This window comes from Bradyrhizobium sp. AUGA SZCCT0158 (assembly GCF_018130065.1).
Classification (GTDB): Bacteria; Pseudomonadota; Alphaproteobacteria; order Rhizobiales; family Xanthobacteraceae; genus Bradyrhizobium.
This window is the reverse complement of sequence record NZ_JAFCME010000001.1, coordinates 573,096-591,123: the sequence shown is the minus strand read 5'-3', so window position 1 is coordinate 591,123 and position 18,028 is coordinate 573,096. Positions and strand designations below refer to the sequence as shown.

The 18,028-nt window shown below is 61.5% G+C and carries 16 protein-coding genes; 10 read left to right on the top strand and 6 right to left on the bottom strand.

All coding sequences use genetic code 11. The features are described 5' to 3' along the window. Positions 1 to 7: 7 nt before the first annotated feature. Complete coding sequence (locus JQ574_RS02545; protein ID WP_249119028.1) at positions 8 to 1,282, bottom strand: zinc-dependent alcohol dehydrogenase; 1,275 nt, start codon at positions 1,280 to 1,282, stop codon at positions 8 to 10. Between the two features lie 69 nt (positions 1,283 to 1,351). Between JQ574_RS02545 and JQ574_RS02540 the strand changes: the two genes are divergently transcribed. From JQ574_RS02540 to JQ574_RS02510, 7 genes are all read left to right on the top strand, one after another. After that, complete coding sequence (locus tag JQ574_RS02540) at positions 1,352 to 2,359, top strand: ABC transporter substrate-binding protein (protein WP_212210074.1); 1,008 nt, start codon at positions 1,352 to 1,354, stop codon at positions 2,357 to 2,359. Positions 2,360 to 2,488: 129 nt separating this feature from the next. After that, complete coding sequence (locus tag JQ574_RS02535; RefSeq protein WP_212210075.1) at positions 2,489 to 3,304, top strand: ABC transporter permease; 816 nt, start codon at positions 2,489 to 2,491, stop codon at positions 3,302 to 3,304. Between the two features lie 3 nt (positions 3,305 to 3,307). Continuing rightward, positions 3,308 to 4,093, top strand: coding sequence for an ABC transporter permease (locus JQ574_RS02530; protein ID WP_212210076.1), 786 nt, complete (start codon positions 3,308 to 3,310; stop codon positions 4,091 to 4,093). Further along, on the top strand, positions 4,090 to 5,151 hold the full coding sequence (locus JQ574_RS02525; RefSeq protein WP_212210077.1) for an ABC transporter ATP-binding protein: 1,062 nt from the start codon (positions 4,090 to 4,092) through the stop codon (positions 5,149 to 5,151). The genes JQ574_RS02530 and JQ574_RS02525 overlap by 4 nt, the downstream gene beginning before the upstream one ends. Before the next feature lie 8 nt (positions 5,152 to 5,159). Continuing rightward, a complete protein-coding gene (locus tag JQ574_RS02520) occupies positions 5,160 to 5,999 on the top strand; it encodes a phosphodiesterase (RefSeq protein WP_212210078.1) in 840 nt (279 codons plus the stop codon). 104 nt (positions 6,000 to 6,103) lie between these two features. After that, positions 6,104 to 7,099 carry a tripartite tricarboxylate transporter substrate binding protein gene (locus JQ574_RS02515; protein WP_212383241.1) on the top strand — a complete coding sequence of 332 codons (996 nt, stop codon included), beginning with the start codon at positions 6,104 to 6,106 and terminating at the stop codon, positions 7,097 to 7,099. A gap of 358 nt (positions 7,100 to 7,457) precedes the next feature. After that, positions 7,458 to 8,192, top strand: coding sequence for a Crp/Fnr family transcriptional regulator (locus JQ574_RS02510; RefSeq protein ID WP_212210139.1), 735 nt, complete (start codon positions 7,458 to 7,460; stop codon positions 8,190 to 8,192). Between the two features lie 46 nt (positions 8,193 to 8,238). On the opposite strand, the gene JQ574_RS02505 is transcribed toward JQ574_RS02510, so the two are convergent. Genes JQ574_RS02505 through JQ574_RS02485 form a run of 5 tightly spaced genes read right to left on the bottom strand, consistent with a single transcriptional unit; the run spans position 8,239 to position 13,267 of the window. After that, positions 8,239 to 8,925 (bottom strand): cyclase family protein, encoded by a 687-nt coding sequence (locus JQ574_RS02505; protein ID WP_212210080.1) that lies wholly within the window; start codon positions 8,923 to 8,925, stop codon positions 8,239 to 8,241. Positions 8,926 to 8,950: 25 nt separating this feature from the next. Then, complete coding sequence (locus JQ574_RS02500) at positions 8,951 to 9,658, bottom strand: substrate-binding domain-containing protein (RefSeq protein WP_212210081.1); 708 nt, start codon at positions 9,656 to 9,658, stop codon at positions 8,951 to 8,953. Beyond that, the gene (locus JQ574_RS02495; protein WP_212210082.1) at positions 9,655 to 11,796 is read right to left on the bottom strand and encodes a molybdopterin cofactor-binding domain-containing protein; all 2,142 of its coding nucleotides are present in this window, start codon (positions 11,794 to 11,796) and stop codon (positions 9,655 to 9,657) included. The genes JQ574_RS02500 and JQ574_RS02495 overlap by 4 nt, the downstream gene beginning before the upstream one ends. Continuing rightward, a complete protein-coding gene (locus JQ574_RS02490; protein WP_212210083.1) occupies positions 11,793 to 12,263 on the bottom strand; it encodes a (2Fe-2S)-binding protein in 471 nt (156 codons plus the stop codon). Before JQ574_RS02490 ends, JQ574_RS02495 begins: the two co-directional genes overlap by 4 nt. A 26-nt stretch (positions 12,264 to 12,289) precedes the next feature. Continuing rightward, on the bottom strand, positions 12,290 to 13,267 hold the full coding sequence (locus JQ574_RS02485) for a tripartite tricarboxylate transporter substrate binding protein (RefSeq protein WP_212210084.1): 978 nt from the start codon (positions 13,265 to 13,267) through the stop codon (positions 12,290 to 12,292). Positions 13,268 to 13,590: 323 nt separating this feature from the next. Here JQ574_RS02485 and JQ574_RS02480 point away from each other — a divergent pair, with 323 nt between their 5' ends. Genes JQ574_RS02480 through JQ574_RS02470 form a run of 3 tightly spaced genes read left to right on the top strand, consistent with a single transcriptional unit; the run spans position 13,591 to position 18,008 of the window. Further along, positions 13,591 to 14,682 (top strand): hypothetical protein, encoded by a 1,092-nt coding sequence (locus tag JQ574_RS02480; RefSeq protein WP_212210085.1) that lies wholly within the window; start codon positions 13,591 to 13,593, stop codon positions 14,680 to 14,682. A gap of 30 nt (positions 14,683 to 14,712) precedes the next feature. Beyond that, positions 14,713 to 17,487: a xanthine dehydrogenase family protein molybdopterin-binding subunit gene (locus JQ574_RS02475; protein ID WP_212210086.1), complete on the top strand. Its 2,775-nt coding sequence runs from the start codon at positions 14,713 to 14,715 to the stop codon at positions 17,485 to 17,487. Beyond that, positions 17,484 to 18,008, top strand: a complete 525-nt coding sequence (locus tag JQ574_RS02470; RefSeq protein ID WP_212210087.1) for a (2Fe-2S)-binding protein — start codon at positions 17,484 to 17,486, stop codon at positions 18,006 to 18,008. Before JQ574_RS02475 ends, JQ574_RS02470 begins: the two co-directional genes overlap by 4 nt. Positions 18,009 to 18,028: the final 20 nt, after the last annotated feature.

Sequence of the window (18,028 nt, the reverse complement as noted above, 5' to 3'; positions counted from 1 at the left end):
CCAGTGTTCACTCGGCTGCTGCGCTCGCGATCGAGCTCGCTTTCGGATTGGTAACGACCACCTTGATAGCATTGTCAACACGCTCACGCGCGTATCTTAGCGCAGTCGGCAGATCGGCCAGCGGAAATGTGTGCGTGTGGATTTTCGTCGCATCGAAGCGTTGTTCTGCCATCAGCGCCATAGCGCGGCGGGTCGCGCTGCGGCCTTCGCCGCGAATGCCATAGGCATAGATGTTGTTCTTTACGAGATGCGCGATATCCATCGTGACGGGATCATGCGGAAACGCCGCAAGGCAGATTTTTCCGCCACGATTGGTCATGTGAATAGCTTGATTGATTGTCGTCTCATTCCCGGCGCATTCCACCACATAGTCGGCGCCAATACCGCCGGTTAGTTGTTTGACGATCTCGACTGCGTCTTCGTCGTTGATATTGATCACGCGGTCTGCGCCGAGCTCCTTGCCGATCGCCAGCCGCCTGTTGCGCGTTCCCGTCAGGATCACCGGGCTGGCGCCGAGCGCTTTGGCAACCGCCACCGCGAGCAGTCCAATCGGGCCCGGTCCGATCACCACGACGCTCTCACCGGCGACCAACCCTCCCAACTCGGTCAAGCCATACATCGACGTGCCGGCGGTGACGACCAGCGTTGCCTCCGCATCGCTCATGGTGTCGGGCACCCGCGCCAGCGTATTGATGTGGTTGACGGCATATTCCGCAAAACCGCCATCGGTAGTGAATCCATTGGCACGGTGACCCTTCTCGGGCTTCCCGTAATTCAGGCACGAGGTGTACATGCCTTGGCGGCATCGTTTGCACCGGCCGCAACCAGCGTGGATCTCCACGCTAACACGCTCCCCAATTTCGAACTCGTCGACGTCAGGCCCGAGAGCTGCGACGGTGCCCATATATTCGTGGCCCGGCGTAAAATCCTTATTGAAGGGCAGGCCGCCCTGAATGCTCGCCGGCGAGCCTGTATGAATGATCTCAAGGTCGGTCGCGCAGATCGCAACCGCATCGATCCGGACCAGGACCTCAGCCCGTGCGGGAACGGGCACCGGTTTCTCCCGCAAAGCGAGTTGATCGGGGTCGCCGAGAACCCAGGCTTTCATGCGATCAGGGATGAGCAGTTTGGGCGAAGTTCTGACGCCAGTGGGCTGATACATGCAGCGGATCCTCTCACGCCCGAGCCTATCGGAAATCGCAGTTGGACGAAATTGCCGGATGCCGGAAGCGGCGGGGCATCGTTTGCTGCATAGCAAAACGGTTTGTCGCAAATCCTTCATCCGCGGCCTGTACTTGGTCCCCGGTTGGTGCTGAAATCCTTTCACGGCCTCACTAAATCGGAGTTTTCCATGAAGAGCGTCCGCCTTGTTCTTGCCTTGCTGGCGCTATCGCTGATCGCGCCTGGGCAATCCGCCAAAGCGGCCGACGTCATCTGCTACAATTGTCCCCCGGAATGGGCGGACTGGGCCTCCATGCTCAAGGCGATCAAGGCCGACCTCAATTACGATATTCCGCACGACAACAAGAACTCCGGTCAGGCGCTGGCGCAGATACTGGCCGAGAAGAGCAACCCCGTCGGCGATATCGGCTATTTCGGCGTTACCTTCGGCATGAAGGCCAAGGCGCAGGATGCCCTCGAACCTTATAAGCCCGCCAACTGGGATCAGGTCCCAGCCGGTCTGAAGGATGCCGATGGCTTCTGGACCACGATTCATTCGGGCACGCTTGGCCTGTTCGTGAACAAGGATGCGCTTGGCGGCAAGCCGGTGCCGGCCTGCTGGAAGGACCTCCTGAAGCCCGCCTATAAGGGTATGGTCGGCTATCTCGACCCGTCTTCAGCCGCGGTCGGGTATGTCGGTGCAGTCGCGATCAACCTGGCGCTTGGAGGCTCGGCGGCCAATTTTGATCCCGCAATCAGCTTCTTCAAGGAGTTGAGGAAGAATGACCCGATCGTCCCCAAGCAGACTTCCTACGCCCGTGTGGTTTCGGGCGAGATGCCGATCCTGCTGGATTACGATTTCAACGCCTATCGCGCGAAGTACTCGGAGAAAGGCAATTTCGAATTTGTGATCCCTTGCGAAGGTTCTGTGGTTTTTCCTTACGTCGTTGGCCTCGTCAAGAACGCGGCGCACAAGGACAAGGCCAAAAAGGTTCTCGACTATCTTCTGTCCGACAAGGGGCAGGCGATCTGGACCAACGCCTATCTGCGTCCCGCGCGGCCGATCGATCTGCCTGAGGCCGTGAAGAAGAAGTTCCTGCCCGACAGCGACTACACTCGCGCTAAAAATGTCGACTGGGGTCAGATGGAAAACATGCAAAAAGGCTTCGTCGACCGCTATCTCGCCGAGGTTCGCTGAGGCAATATGGCGTCCGGTTAGAGCGTTTTCGAGCGAAGTGGGTACCGGTTCGCGTGAAGAAAACGCGTCGATAAAGTAGAGCTTCGGTTCTGATTCGTCAGAACTGAAGCTCCGGGGCGCCTTCTGCTGATGTCGCATAGATCCTTTGTCTGGTTGTGCCTGCTGCCGCTTGCGGTGGTGACGGCGGCGTTTTTTCTGCTCCCGATGGCGCGGCTGGTCGTGACCGGGGCGGAAGGTCCGCAAGGCGTCGCGGGCTATCTGGCGATCCTGACCGAGCCGCGTTACCGCGCGACCTTGATCAATACGGTCGTGCTGGCGGCTGCGACCACCATTGTGACGCTGATCGTGGCGACGATTGCTGGAATGTTCTTGCAGAGGCATCGCTTCCCCGGCCGCGCCGTACTGATTGCGATGCTGACCTTTCCGCTGGCGTTTCCCGGTGTGGTTATCGGCTTCCTGATCATCCTGCTCGCCGGGCGCCAGGGGCTGATCGGTGATCTTTCCAACCGCATGCTTGGCGAAAAGCTGGTCTTTGCCTATTCGATCTACGGGCTGTTCCTCGGTTATCTCTATTTCTCGATCCCGCGCGTCATCCTCACCATCATGGCCGCGGTGCAGAAGCTCGATGTTGGTTTGGAAGAGGCAGCCCGTTCGTTGGGGGCCAGTCCATGGGCGGTGCAGCGCGATGTGGTGTTGCCGGCGCTGGCACCGGCCTTCGTCGCTTCCGGTGCGATTGCCTTTGCGACGGCGATGGGCGCGTTCGGTACCGCGTTTACGTTGGCGACCAACATCGATGTGCTGCCGATGCTGATCTATACCGAGTTCACGCTGGCCGCGAATTTTTCGACTTCGGCCGCGCTGTCGGTCGGGCTCGGCATCATCACCTGGTTCATCCTGGCGCTCGCCCGCTCCTTCAGCGGAAGCGCAGTTGCGGCGGCTGGATGAACCATGCGTGATCGTCTGATCTTCACCGGCCAGCTGATTTTTACATTAATCGTCGCCGCATTCCTGGTGGTGCCCGCAATCCTGTCGATTTCCGCCGGCGTTACCGTGAACTATTTTCGCGGTATCGAGTCCGGCGTAACCCTGCAATGGGTTGTCCAGGTCTGGCAGCTCTATGCCGGCACTATCCTGCTGTCATTCGTGATCGCCTTTGCAACCCTCGCGGTGACGCTGATCATAGGTGTTCCTGCAGCATACGCCTTGCACGTGCGGGGAGGGCGGCTGTCGCGCATCGTCGAGGAGGTCATCACGCTGCCGCTGGCGATACCAGGCCTGGCAATTGCCCTGGCATTGCTGCTCACCTACCAAGGCTTCAGCGACTTCCGCCGTTCTTGGCTCTTTATCCTGGTGGGGCATGTTATTTTCACCATGCCCTTTATGGTGCGATCAGTGATGGCGGTGTTTGCAACGGTCGATATCAAGACGCTCGACGAAGGTGCGGCGTCGCTCGGCGCATCACCGTGGCGGCGCTTCCGCGACGTGATCGTGCCGAATGCCGTGCCGGGGATACTTGCCGGCAGCCTGATGGTGGTGACGCTTTCGCTTGGCGAATTCAACCTGACCTGGATGCTTCATACACCCCTGACCAAGACGCTGCCCATCGGGCTTGCGGACAGCTACGCCTCGATGCGGCTCGAGGTCGCGTCGGCCTATACGTTGATATTCTTCGTAATGATCATCCCGCTGTTGGTGGCCATGCAATTCTTTGCCGAGAAGGAACAGAAGAGATGAACGCGTCAGCAGGACATGGCGCGTCGGTGCGTATTGAGGCTTGCGGCAAGACGTTTATCGATGGTACGCGCGCGCTGGAGCCCGCGACGCTCGATATTGCGCGTGGTGAGACGCTGGTGTTGCTTGGTCCGTCCGGATGCGGAAAGACCACGATGCTGCGCATCATCGCGGGACTCGAATTGCCTGATGCCGGCGGTAAGGTACTGTTCGACTACAAGGATATGACGTCGGTGCCGATCGAACGGCGCAACGTCGGCATGGTGTTCCAGTCCTACGCGCTGTTTCCTAACATGAGCGTAGCTGACAATATCGGCTACGGCCTGAAAATCCGCGGTGTGCCGGCCAAGGAGCGTGCGGCGCGCGTCGCCGAACTGGTCGCGCTGACCAACATTTCCGGGCTAGAGAATCGCCGCATCGATCAGCTGTCCGGGGGACAGCGCCAACGCGTGGCGCTGGCGCGAGCAGTTGCAATCCGACCGGGCATCCTGCTGCTTGACGAGCCCCTGACGGCGCTCGACGCGGCGTTGCGCGACCGGCTGCGCGGTGAGCTCAACCGCCTGCTGCGCGCGCTTGGCATCACCACAATTTATGTAACGCACGACCAGGCCGAAGCGATGGAACTCGGCGATCGCGTTGTCGTCATGCAGAAGGGGACGATCGCCCAGATCGGTACGCCGCGCGAGATCTACTTCACGCCGCAAAGCCGTTTCGTGGCCGAATTCATCGGTGCCGCGAACATCATTGAGGCGCCGATCGAGAACGGTCATCTTGTTTTGCCGGGCGGGCGGCAGGGGATTGGGGGCGGTGCAAGTATGCCGGCGGCGGTCGCCATGATTCGTCCCGAAACGATCCGCGTAGTGGAGACGGGGCGTGCTCCGCTTTCCGGCGTCATCGACAGCGTCAGCTTTATTGGCGACCGGCAACGACTGGTGATAAGCGGTGTATCCAACAGGCTATTTACTGTTGATGCGCCGAATACGGTACAAGCCAAGGCCGGCGAACGGGTCGGGCTGTTGATTTCGCCGGAAGCCGTTCGTTTGCTGCCGTCCGAAAGTTGAGAACGCCAATGTCGCCAAAACCGGTTCGTATCGCCCAAATTTCCGATCTGCATATCAAGCCGCCAGGCTCGCTCGCCTATGGCCGGGTCGATACTGCCAGGGCCCTGGAGCGTTGCGTCGCGGCGTTGAACGAATTTCAGCCGGCACCTGATTTTGTGGTGATATCGGGTGATCTGGCAGATTCGCCGACGGCTGAGGAATATCAGCACCTCAAGCGGCTACTGACGCCATTGAAACTCCCATTCGCCGGCATTCCCGGCAATCACGACTCGCGTCAGTTGATGCGCGATGCGTTTCCCTCCGCTCCATATGCCTTGGCGTCCGGGGCGCTCAATCAGAGGATTGAGATCGGGGGGCTGGATCTGCTGCTGCTGGACTCAAGCGTACACCAAAAGCCGCATGGCGAACTCGAAGAGCCCACGCTGCGCTGGCTTGACGCGGCACTGGCGGCTTCACCCGATCGGCCAGCGCTGCTGTTTCTGCATCATCCGCCGTTCAAGGCCGGTATCTGGCACATGGATCGCCAGAATCTCCTCAACTCGAGCGAACTCGCCCTCATCGTTCGGCGTCATCCGCGTGTGCAACTCATCGCGACCGGTCATATTCACCGTGCGGCCTTGACGATGTTTGCGGGCGTGCCGACCACGATCTGTCCGGCGCCGAACCACGCGGTCGATCTTGACCTTGCTGAGCTCCGCGGGCCCTCGTTCAAGGTGGAGCCGCCGGCCTTTCACCTCCACAGCTGGTTTCCGGGCGAGGACTTCGGCAGCATCGTCACTCATCAGGTGCCGATTGGGGCGTTTGATGGTCCGCACCCGTTTTTCGGGCCAGATGGGAAACTGCTTTAGGAGGCTCTTAAGCCTACCCTTCGGCGGCGTTTCTCAAAATTATCGTTCCGCCATCGACAGCTTCCCTCGTGCCGGGCCATCCTTCTTGCCTCGCATGTCGATTGATGCACCGGCTCATTCTTCATTTCGTTGCCGACCAGATTGCCAAGCTGGATGTGGAGGAGCAATCATTCTCCGGAAGATGTGGCCCATATCCAGATGCTGACCGCCTGCGGAGAATCATGAAGCGCCTGCTCCATTCGTTGATTTCGGCGCTCGCACTGCTCCTGAGCTCCCATGCAATCGCACAGACATCCTATCCGGACCGGCCCATCAAGATGATTGTGCCGCTGGCTGCAGCGAGTGCCGTCGACGTTGCGGCGCGGATCGTGACGCAGAAAATGGCCGACAATATGGGCCAGCAATTCGTGATCCTGAATCAGCCTGGCGCTTCAGGGATGATCGGGGCGGAGCAGGTCGCGCGGGCTGAACCGGACGGCTACACGATCGGCGGCTTCAACGACAGCGTCATGACTATGGTGCCCAACCTGCAGTCCAAGATGCGCTGGGACATATTGAAGGATTTCGAACCGGTATCGCTGGTTGCAACCGTGGAGTGGGGGCTGGTCACCAGCAATCGGGCCAGCTTCAAGAGCGCGGCGGATCTGATCGCAGCCGCGAAAGCAACGCCTGGCAAGATCGATTATGGCTCGGGTGGCCCGGGAAGCCCGCAGCATTTGGCCATGGCGATGTTTGCTTCCGCGGCCGGCATATCGCTGACTCACGTGCCCTATAAGGGCGCAACGCAAGCTGCCACCGATGTCGCCGCAGGTCAGATTCCAGTCGGCTTCCAGGGGATCGGCACGGTTGCTGCCCTGGTGCGCGGCGGCCAGCTCAAACTGATCGGAGTGACTACCGAGAAAAGATTGGCGCAATTCCCCGACGTGCCGACCGTCTCTGAATCCGGCTTGCCAGGATTCTTCTTCAATTCTTGGTTTGCGATTCTTGCGCCTGCCGGCACGCCGAAGGCGATCATCGCTCGGTTGAACGCCGAGGCGCTGAAGGCAGGTACGCCGCAAGCTGGAGGAGCTGGGATTTGCGGTGCGCGGCAGTTCGTCTGAAGAGTTGCGTGTCATGACGCGTGATCAGCTTGCCAAATACGCGCGCGTGATCAAGGAAATGGGAATCGCGAACGAATAAGCCGCCGGAGCGAAGCGATCGGAGCAGCGTAGCGCCGGCGAGGTCCGTTAGAGGCCGAAACTGGTGCCTCAATGGCGTCCGGCTATTTCCGCGTGACGGGATAGCTCAATGGCCGTACTATCCGATCGCCCGTTCCAGGGTTATCGGAGCGTTAATGCCTGGGTTGCCTTTGTGTTTTGGCCGCCAAATCGACGCAGTAGGATGCTTTCCGGTTGAAAAGCCAACCGGCGTTGATTACGGAAGAGCTACATCCCGAACAGTTTCTGGAGTTTGACTGGCGTGCCTCAACAAAGGACGGGTGAAGCTCAGGGATTTTCGAGCAGCAAACTGTCAGTTTTGCGCAAGCATCCCTATTTTGTCGACCTCGAGCCCGAAGCCTTCGATCAACTCTGCCGTTACGCCAAACACGTCACGCTGAAGCGGGGAGCGACGATCTTCGCCAAGGGAGATCCCGGCAACAGCCTGTTTGCCGTTATCTCCGGCACGGTGAAGATCAGTATTTCGTCGCCCGATGGCCGCAATGCAATCCTGAACCTGATCGGGGCGGGGGAGATTTTTGGCGAAATCGCGCTGCTTGACGGCTCTGTCCGCTCGGCAGACGCGACTGCGAACACCGCCTGCGAGCTCTTCACGATCGACCGGCGCGAGTTCATTCCTTTCGTGCGCAGCCAGCCGGGGCTTGCGATGAAGTTCATCGAACTGTTGTGCACGCGGATTCGCTGGACCAGCGATCAGGTCGAACAGGTCATCCTGCAAAATTTGCCGGGTCGGTTGGCCAGCGCGCTGCTTCGCTTAACCGAGAAACACAAGCTTGAACCGCAGGGCCGAACCATTGCGATTACCCAGCAGGAAATCAGCGAGATGGTCGGTATGACGCGAGAAAGCATCAATAAGCAGTTGCGGGCGTGGGCGGCGCGCGACTGGGTGCGGCTCGAGCACGGCGCGATCGTTGTACTGAAGGCCGAGCCGCTGCAGGCTTTGGCCGAAGCCGGATCTGGCGACGAAGGCGAATAGCGGCGTGCAGCCGGCCAATTCTTCGGCGCGTTTCGCGATATTGTTTTTACAGGTCGAACACGGCCACAGCGCGGATCGGGGAGGCGGTGCCCCCGCGCCACTTCATCGGCAGGCCGATGAAGGTGAACCGGCCTTTACCGAGCAGCGATTCCAGATTGCACAAGCTCTCGATGTGGGTGATGTCGAGGTCGAGACAGGCCTTGTGAACGAGCGCGTTCACGTCGCCTTCGGGACCGGGCCGCATCGAGTCGATGCCAAAATGCACGACGCCCTGCTGTGCCAGCCATTCGGTCGCGGCGACGTTCACACCAGAATTATCGCTCGAATATTCCTTGCGGGGGAACGTGCGTTCGTGATGGCCGGTGCAGAGCAGCACGGTGCCACCCCTCGGTACCGGCACGCCGGCCTTTGTCACGGCGGCCTCGAGATCGGCAGGAGTGATCTCCACGCGCGGCCCGATGTGGCGCAGATCGAGACAGATACCCGGCACGATGCATTTCTCCAGCGGATACTGATCGATCGGTATGCCGCTCTTGCCGAAATGCCGGGGTGCATCGATGTGGGTGCCGGCGTGATCGACCATTGAGATAAACATCGATGCAAGTCCGTGCACGTTGTCGGACTCGGCAAGGGATTCTTCGTGCGTTTTCCAGACGCCGTGGATGACAGGTGGGTGGCCCGGATAGCTCGGCGTGCGGTGATAGAGTTCTCGGCTGAGGTCGACGATCTTCACGTTAGGATACCCTTCGGAGAAGCTGTTAAGTCGTGCCTCTGATGAAGCCTGCGCGCTCGCGTTGTTCTTGTTGCCCTGCGCCGATCAACAAGCCGATCAATTCCTGCGCCTGGGGAGCGTGGGCGGCCCTGGTAGCGATGCCAGCTGTGTACATCGTCGCGAGTTCGCAGCCGGGTGGCAGAGTTCCGGACAGGCTGACGCCCTTGGTGCTGATGATCTCGGTCGATTGCGTGCAGCCGATCGGACGTCGCGCATCGGAAGCCGCCATTTCGCGCATGGCGGTCGCGCCGTTCGGGAAAATCTTGAGCCGTGCGGCGACTTCGTCGGTGATGTCGAGTTGCACCAGAACCTTCGCGACATGAATGCCGGCGGTCGAGGCTACCGTGTCCGGCACGTAGATCGCATCCGATGCAAGCAAGCATTCGCGTAAGCCTACGGTATCCTTGACCGTAACCCGAGGATCGCCAGCGCGAACGGCGAGGGCGGTCTCTACCAAGCCGACATTTGCGATCGACGAGGCGACCACCAGCTTCTCCTCGGCAAGCTTGGCGACGATCGCTGCGGTCAAAATGACGATGTCGGCCGGTATGCCCTTGCGCAATTTGTCGGCCATGGCGCCAACCGCGCCAAACTCGCCCACGATATCGAAGCCGGTCTGCGCCTTGAATGTCGAAGCCAGGCTGCCGACCAGTCCCTGTGCTGCGCCGCCGCTCAGGATGTTCAGGTTGCTCACGGGGCCTGCTCCATGGCAGCGATGATACTTTCGCGCGTGATTGGAAGATGGCGCACGCGCACGCCGAGCGCGTCAAACACAGCGTTGGCAATGGCCGCCGAGACCGGGCCATGGGCAGCTTCGCCGGCGCCGACCGGATCCATCTCAGACCGCTGGATCAGTTCGACTTCAACCTCCGGCACTTCGCTGAAGCGAAGGATCGGATATTCCGTCCAATTGGTGCTGGTGATGCGCTCGCGGTCGAAGCGGACGCGTTCCTTCAACACCCAGCTGGTGGCCTGGATCGCACCGCCTTCGATCTGGTTGATGACGCCGTCGGGATTGATGGCTTCGCCGACATCGACCGCCAGAGTGAGCTTCCGGACGCGGATATCCTCGGCGCTTTCGATCTCGGCGACCGCGGCACAATAGGCGCCGGTGTTCTTGTAGCGGGCAAAGGCGATGCCGTAGCCAATGCCGGGTTGCTTCTCCGGCTTCCACCGGGCGCGCCTTGCAGCAGCGCCGATCACGTCCTTGGCCCGCTCGTCCCCCAAATGACGTAGTCGGAACGCGACCGAATCTTCGCCGCGCTCGGCGGCGATCTCATCGAGGAAGGATTCGATTGCGAATACATTGCCCTGCGCGCCCAGCGTCCGCAGCGCGGAGGTGCGGATCGGCATCGTCGTCAGGCGATGGCTTTCGATCTGCCATGATGGGAAGTCATAGAGCGGTACGGCATTGCGATCGCCGCCACCGCCATTGGCCTGCGGTGGATTGGTCGAGATCATCCGCGGAAACGGGTTCTCCAGCTCGAATCCCGCCAGCAGCGCCGGTTGCGCCGCGCGCCCCGGCCGTGCCACATGGCCGTTGCTCCAGATGGAATGGCGCCAGTCGATGATCTCGCCCGCTGCGTCGAGATCGGCCTCAATCTCGATCGCCATGGCCGCGCCAAGCGGCGCATCCGACATCTCGGCTTCGCGCGACCATTGCACTCGAACCGGCCGGCCGCCGGTGGCTTTGGCGAGCAACACAGCGTCGAGCGCAACGTCGTCGGCCGCATTGTGTCCGTAGCAGCCGGCGCCTTCCAGATGCTCCACTATGATACTCTCGGCCGGCAATTTGAGAACCAGCGCCAGATCGGTGCGCAGGAGATAGACGCCCTGGCTGTGGGTCCAGACGTGGACGCGGTCGCCATTCCACTGTGCCATGGCGCAGGAGGGCGCGATCGAGGCGTGAGCGATATAGGGGCGGGTATATCGCCGTTGAAGGGTCCGCTTCTTGGCACCGGGCGACGATGCTGTTCGCTTATCGATGATCGTTGTTTCCGAGGGTTCGGCCTTCAGGAATGCAGCTAAATCGCTTTCATCGGGCAGGGGCTCACCGTCGGTCCAGACCGCCCCTTTGCGTAAGGCTTGCAGCGCTGCCTCCGCGCCATGCTCGGTTTCGCAGACGACGCCCGCGAAACTGCCATCGCGCACCACCGCGACGAAGCCGGCCATCGCGCGGACGCTGTCGTCTTTTAGCCCGGTGAGTTTCACGCGCGCGTTCTGCGGCCGCAACACGCGGCCGTGCAGCATTTCCGGCAGTGCCCAATCGTGAATGAAGCGCGGTCGCGCGAATACCTTGTCGGGGATGTCGATCCGCTGCACCGAGTTTCCGGCGAGGGCGCGGCGTGTGGGCGGCTTCGGTCTCACATCGGGCGTCGCGTCGCGATCGAGCGAGACTTCTTCCGCAAGCTCCCAATAGCTCGTCGTGACATTGCCCGGCCCGGAAATGGTGCCGTCCTCGACACCGAGCGAGGCGATGTCGACACCCAACCGTTCCGATGCCAGTTGAAGAAAGATCTGGCGTACCTCGGCGCAGGCATGCCGCATCGCGCGTCCCGATTGTTGCACGGAGAGGCTGCCTGAAGTCACGCCCTCGTTGGGGCTGACAGCGGTCGACGCGCGGATCATCTGCACGCGGGAAATATCGATGTCGAGTTCGTCGGCGGCGATCTGGGCCAGCGCCGTTACGATACCTTGCCCGATCTCCACCTTGCCCGGCGAGGCCGTCACCTGTCCCTGCGGCGAAAATTTCAACCAGGATGACAGGTTCGGGTTTGCCGCGAGATTCACCGGCAATTTGGGCGAGGACGGGCTCGGCGCTGGCTGGTTCATTCCGCCGCCATCTCGTCGGCTGCGCGCAGCACCGCCCGCACCATGCGATTATGCGAGCCGCAACGGCAAAGGTTACCGTCGAGCGCCTCCTTCACCTCGCGGCTGGTGGGCGCGGGATTTCGTTTCAGCAGCGCGGCCGCGCTGATGAGAATTCCGGAGACGCAATAACCGCATTGCAGCGCCTGCTCGGCGATAAAGGCCCGTTGCAGCGGATGCGGTCGCTCAGCCGTTCCCAAGCCCTCGATGGTCGTGATGTCCTTGTCCGCCACCGACCACAGCGGCGTATCGCAGGCCGCCACGGCGTGGTCGCCGAGCATGACGTTGCAGGCGCCGCATTCACCCGCGCCGCAGCCGAAATGCGATCCGGTCATGCCGAGCTGCCCGCGCAAAATGTCCAGCAGCGACCGATCGGGATCAGCGTCGACATCCGTCTCGACGCCATTAAGGCGAAATCGAACGCTTGGCATCGGGCGAACACCCTGGCTGGCGGTTGTTATTGCGGCTTGTCGAATTTCTTGACGACCTCAGCCCACTTCACAATATCGCCGCGCAGGAATTTGTCGAACTCTTCCGGCGTCATCGCCATGGGAACCGCGCCCTGCTGGGTCCAGAGCTTGACGATATCCGGCCGTTTCACCGCGGCGTTCACGGCGATATTGATCTTGTCGATGACCGCCTTTGGCGTTCCTGCCGGCGCCATCAATCCCAGCCAGATGGTCGCCTCATAGCCGGCAACGCCGGCCTCGATCGTCGTCGGCACGTTGGGCAGCACCGTGGAGCGCGTCTTGCCGGTGGTCGCCAGCGCGCGTACTTGATTCTCCGCGACATTGGGCGCCATCGTCGGAACGGCGTCGATCATCATCTGCACCTGGCCGCCAATCACGCCGCTACGCGCCTCGCCGCTGTTGCGGTAGGGCACATGCACGAGATCAACGCCGGCCATGGTTTTGAACAGCTCGCCGGCCATGTGATACGGCGTGCCCTGGCCGGACGACGCATAATTCAGCTTGCCGGATTGCGATTTGGCTAGCGCGATGAATTCCTGCAGCGTCTTCGCCTGGACCGTAGGGTGAACCACGACTACGAGGTCAGAGTAGTTGACCGGTGCAATCGGCGCGAGATCACGCATCAGCTCATATTTGCGCTGCGGCACCAGGGACTCATTGGCGGTCTGGGTGTTCGACATCATCAGCAACGTGTAACCATCAGGCGGTGACTTGGCCGCCTCGACCGTGCCGATGACGCCGCCGGCGCCGGTACGATTTTCGATCACGAAGGGCTGGCCGAAGCTTTCCTGCAGGATACTGCCGATCTGGCGGGCGGTGACGTCGGCAGGGCCACCGGCGCCGAACGGGACGATCACCCGGACTGGCCTTGAGGGATAGTCCTGCGCCAGGCCTGTTGTCCCAAGAACGGTCTGTGCCGCGAAAAGCGTTGCCGCCAGGGCAAGCGCCAATCTCAAGCGGATCATTTCAACCTCCCGAACCCAGCCTTGTTCTGCTTGGCCTGTTGCCGGCCCAATCTGGCTTCAGGGAAGTCTAGCGATCCGCGCGGTGACCGCCAGTACCTTCAGATGCGACATTCGTCGCGCTGCTGGTTTGTTTGAACCCATTGATCCCCAGCCCCTTTCGGAAGTGCCTCGTCCTATTTGACGTTCCTATTTGACGTTTTGCATCAATCAAGCCGCAACCATCTGTATCATCGACGCAACGCTGGCGTGGCCAACGCAAATAGAATCATTGAGAGTGGGAAACTGATTGCTGATCCAGAACACCCCGTCGCGAGGAGCGTGACATGAAGTTCTTCCCCTGCATGGCTGTTGCTGCCCTACTGCTCGCCAGCAGTAGCGCCGTCACCAATGCCCAGACCCTTCCGGCCTATATGGCGCCGATCTCGGGTAAATCGGCTGCAACCGTCTCGGATATCGCGACCAGGGATATGCTGGCGCTCAACACCGGCATGTTCGAGCTTTATGGCAATGCAGCAAAGATCTTCCAAAAGAACATCCTGGACAAGCATCCGGTGATTCTCGCCCTGTTCTCGGGCGCCGGCGGTCGGATGATCCTGCACCGGCCGGGGATGGCGCCAATGGATGCGCCGCAGGTGCCGATCGTCTATCAACTGCTGAAATCGGTCGGCCACAGCACGATGGCGCTGGCCCAGGTCGTCGGCCCCTATGTCGACAACCCCGATGACAAATCCTGGCGCGGGGCGATGCTGGCCTATCGCAGCCGCATGCAATCGGCGCTCGATGGCCTCGACGCCACACCGATGGAACCCGGTTGGCGCGACAACAATCGGACCATCCTGCAGAACAACCTCGCGTTCATGGACGAGTGCGTCGCCAAGGGCGTCGTGCCGTTCGCCGCGCTCGAAGCCTTCGGCAAGAAGCAGGCGCCGTATCTGGCGAAGAACGTGGCTTGGGCGGCGCAGACACAAGTCGGGCACTGGATGACGGTGCTGGCGGACTGGAAGAAGCAACTCGGCGCCGACTGGGACAAGACCTATGCCGCGAGCAACACAATCTATGTGGCTCGCCAGAACAACGTTCTGTTCAGCATCCTGGCGCAATTCTTCGGTCCTGACGCGATCAACAGCCGCTTGCTGCTGATCGAGACGGTTTCGTTCACGACGACGCCGGCGGACATGCTGGAATCCTTGACCCGCATCATTGCGGATCGCTCGGTCGGTTCGCTGTTCTTTGGCAACTATCATCTGATGGACTACGAGCTGATGGGGGGCGACGCGCGTGTCGCGATCGTTGCGGAAACCGGCAAGCGCGGCATGACGCCGTTCCTGCCGCCCGTCGTTCCGTTCGGCTCCAAGCAATGGCCGACATTGGTGACAACCGGGCCGGGTCCCGCGTCGATCGCCGATCTGAAGTAGTTCCGATAGTGTTGACCGACAGGTAGGAACATGCGGCCTTCGCGGCGCGAATTTGTGAAATGGGTGTCGGCGAGCGGCATCGCGCTCAGCCTGTCACGCCTGGGGTCGGCGGAAGCGGCTGGGTTGCCCCCTCGTGCCTCACTCCCGGGACGCGAGGGCTGGAACCCGGCGGCCAATGGTGCTGGCCGCATCGACGGTGTCGCCAAAGTCACCGGCGCGAAACTCTACGCGTCTGATTTCCGCGCGTCCGACCTGCCGGGCTGGCCGCAAAGCACCTCGCACGCGATCCTGGTTCGCGCGCCAGACGCCACGCATGTCTATGTCGGAATGGATCTCGCGCGGCTGAGCGGCGCGCTCAAGCCGTCAATGGTCGTGACCGCAGCGGACCTCGACAAAATCGGCACCCGCGTTCCAGCATTCTACACCGGCGATCTGTTCTGTCCGGTCGGCAAGACGCCGATCTATCTGGGGCAGCCGGTCGCGCTGTTGATCTTCGAGACGTTTGACGCCTTCGACCGGGCGCGGCTGGCGTTGCGAGACGGGACCTTCGTCAAGTTCGGCGAAGAGACCGGCCCGGTCGCGATACCAAGCTACGGTGCCTATCGGTTCACGCGGGTGGCCGGCCCAACGCCCGATGCGCCCGATGTCTATTCGCCGATCCAGGCGGGCTGGGTCAGCCCGGGACGCTCCCAGATCTCGCCACTCCCGGTGTGGTCGCCGCTCGCAAAGGACACGCCGGCGCCGTACTCCAAGGCCGCGGTCCATGGCGAACAAATTCGAAGCGAACTCGCAGCGAAAAATTCCAATCTGCTGATGCTGGATCGCGAGTTCGAAACCCAATCCGTCGATCCGATGTTTCTCGAGCCGGAAGCCGGCATCGCCTGGTACAACAACAAAAGCGAAAGCCTGGAACTCGTCCTTGGCGTGCAGTCTCCCTACGAGGCAGCTGAAGCGATTGAGCATATGCTCGGCAAGGCGAGCGCGCCGTTCAAGCCGGCGCGCATCAATGCCCAGTTCACCTATGTCGGTGGTGGCTTCGGCGGCCGCGACCACACCCCGTTCGTCCTCTATGTGGCGCTGGCGGCGATGTTCTTTCCCGGCCGTCCAGTCCGGCTCGCACAGGATCGCTATCAACAGTTTCAGGGCGGCATCAAACGCCATCCCTTCAAGATGCGATCCCGGATCGGGGTCGACCGGAGCACCGGCAAGATCACGGCCTTCGCCGCCGACCATGTGCTCGATGGCGGTGGCCTTGCGAACTTTTCTGTCAACGTGGCAACCGTTGCCGCGACTGCAGCGATCGGCATCTACGACATTCCCAAAGTCGATGTGACCACGGTTGTGGTGCATTCCCGTGGCGTCACGGCCGGGTCGATGCGCGGTTACGGCACGCTGCAGAGTATGACCGCGCTGGAAGTGCTGATCGACGAAGTCGCAGCTGCCTTGCCGCTCGATCCGATTGAATTCCGGCGCCGCAACGCGCTCAAGCCCGACGGCCGGACCATGTGCGGCAATCGCTACAGCGTCTCGGTCCGCACCACGGAAATGCTCGACAAGCTCGAGAAGCATCCGATCTGGCAGCAGCGCGCGCAGCAGAAGGCGGCAGCGCGCCCTGGCACCCTCGTTGGCACCGGGCTCGCCTGTGTGACCAAGGACTACGGCGCCGGCGCCGACTGTTCGCTGGGGCGTGTCGAACTCTCGCCCGAAGGCCGGATTACGATCTATTGCGACCATGTCGAGATGGGCAATGGTATTGGCACGGCGCTGGCCAACCGGGTCGCGATCCATCTCGGCATAGTCGCCGACGAAGTTTCGGTGGCACGCGTCGATAGCTATGATGTCCTCGGGCTGGTCACGTCGGGCGATCCCTACACGATGGATCAGAAGACGCAGGATCGGGCAGAGAAAGACCCGCGCTGGGTGCCCGCGATCAGTACGGCGACCAGCGCCTCGGTCGGCGCGCATGTTGGAACCCATTCGGCGGCCGAGGCGGCGCGTGTCATCTTCCGCTTCGGCCTGTGGCCGGCGGCGCTTGAATTGTGGAACATCGCTCCGACCGACCCGCGCGCCAAGGATTGGGCGAAGGCGCAATGGAAAGACGGGCAGCTTGTTATGTCCGGTCTTGCCGCGCTGCCCTTGCCGGCACTGGCCGCGAAGGCGCATGCACGCAATCTGGTGACCGGCGCCATGGCGCACAGCTTCTCCCGCTGGGAGTGGTCGCGTGCGCGCTTTCCGCTTAACGGCGAACAATATCGCGCCGAAATCGATGCGCTGGCGGTACGGAAGGGTAGCGGCAAGTTCGCCCGGATCGATCGGGTCAGCGTCAGATTCCCGCCAGCCGTCAACAACCAGAGCGGCAACACCTACACCTCGATGTGCGGAACGCTGGTCCGCGTCGAAATTGAGCGCGCGACCGGCGTGCTGCGTATCGCCAAGGCCTACAACGTATTTGAATGTGGCCGCGCATTGGTGCCCGAAGTGGTGCTGGGCCAGGCGCAAGGCGGCTTTGCGATGGGCGTTGGTTATGCGTTGCTGGAGAACCTGCCACCCTACGAGGGTGGTCCCGGCAACGGCCAGTGGAATCTCGGGCAGTATCTTGTGGCGCGCGGATCGGATTTGCCGCTGCATGACCTCGAAACCGAGATATTGCCGCCGCTGACGCCGGACGAGCCGCCGAAGGGCATGGCGGAAGTCGTGATGGTTCCGGTGGTGCCGGCGATCCTGAACGCCATCTTCGACGCCACCGGCCGCCGTTTCCAATCCCTGCCGGTGACCGCCGGCCTGCTCAAGGGAGTGCTCGCGTGACCAAATTGAGCATCACCATCAATGGCCGCGCGCACGGCCCAACAGATGTTCGCGACGATCTTTCGATGAACGATTTCCTGCGCGAGTATCTCGGGATGACCGGCACCAAGTTCGGCTGCGGCGCTGCGCAGTGCCTGAGCTGCGCCGTCATCATCGACAACCTCGATGGAACGAGTTTTACCAGCCCGACCTGCGTCGTTTCGGCAGTGAGTTTCGACGGCAAGGCTATTCGTACCGTCGAGGGACATGCGAAGAATGGCGAGCTTACGACGCTGCAGAAGGCGTTTGTCGAACACTTCGCGTTCCAGTGCGGCTATTGCACCGCCGGTTTCCTGAACGAGGGACAGGTGCTGCTGGAGCGTCTGGCGAAGGCGCCGGTCGCGCGCGCGGAACTCGAAAAAACCATTGCGGAAGCACTCGACGGACACATCTGCCGTTGCACCGGCTATGTCAAATATCATGAGGCTGTACGTGACGTGATCCTCGCGGATTCCAAGCGCTATCTTGTGGCGACCCAATGACCGGACGCGAGGACCAGGCG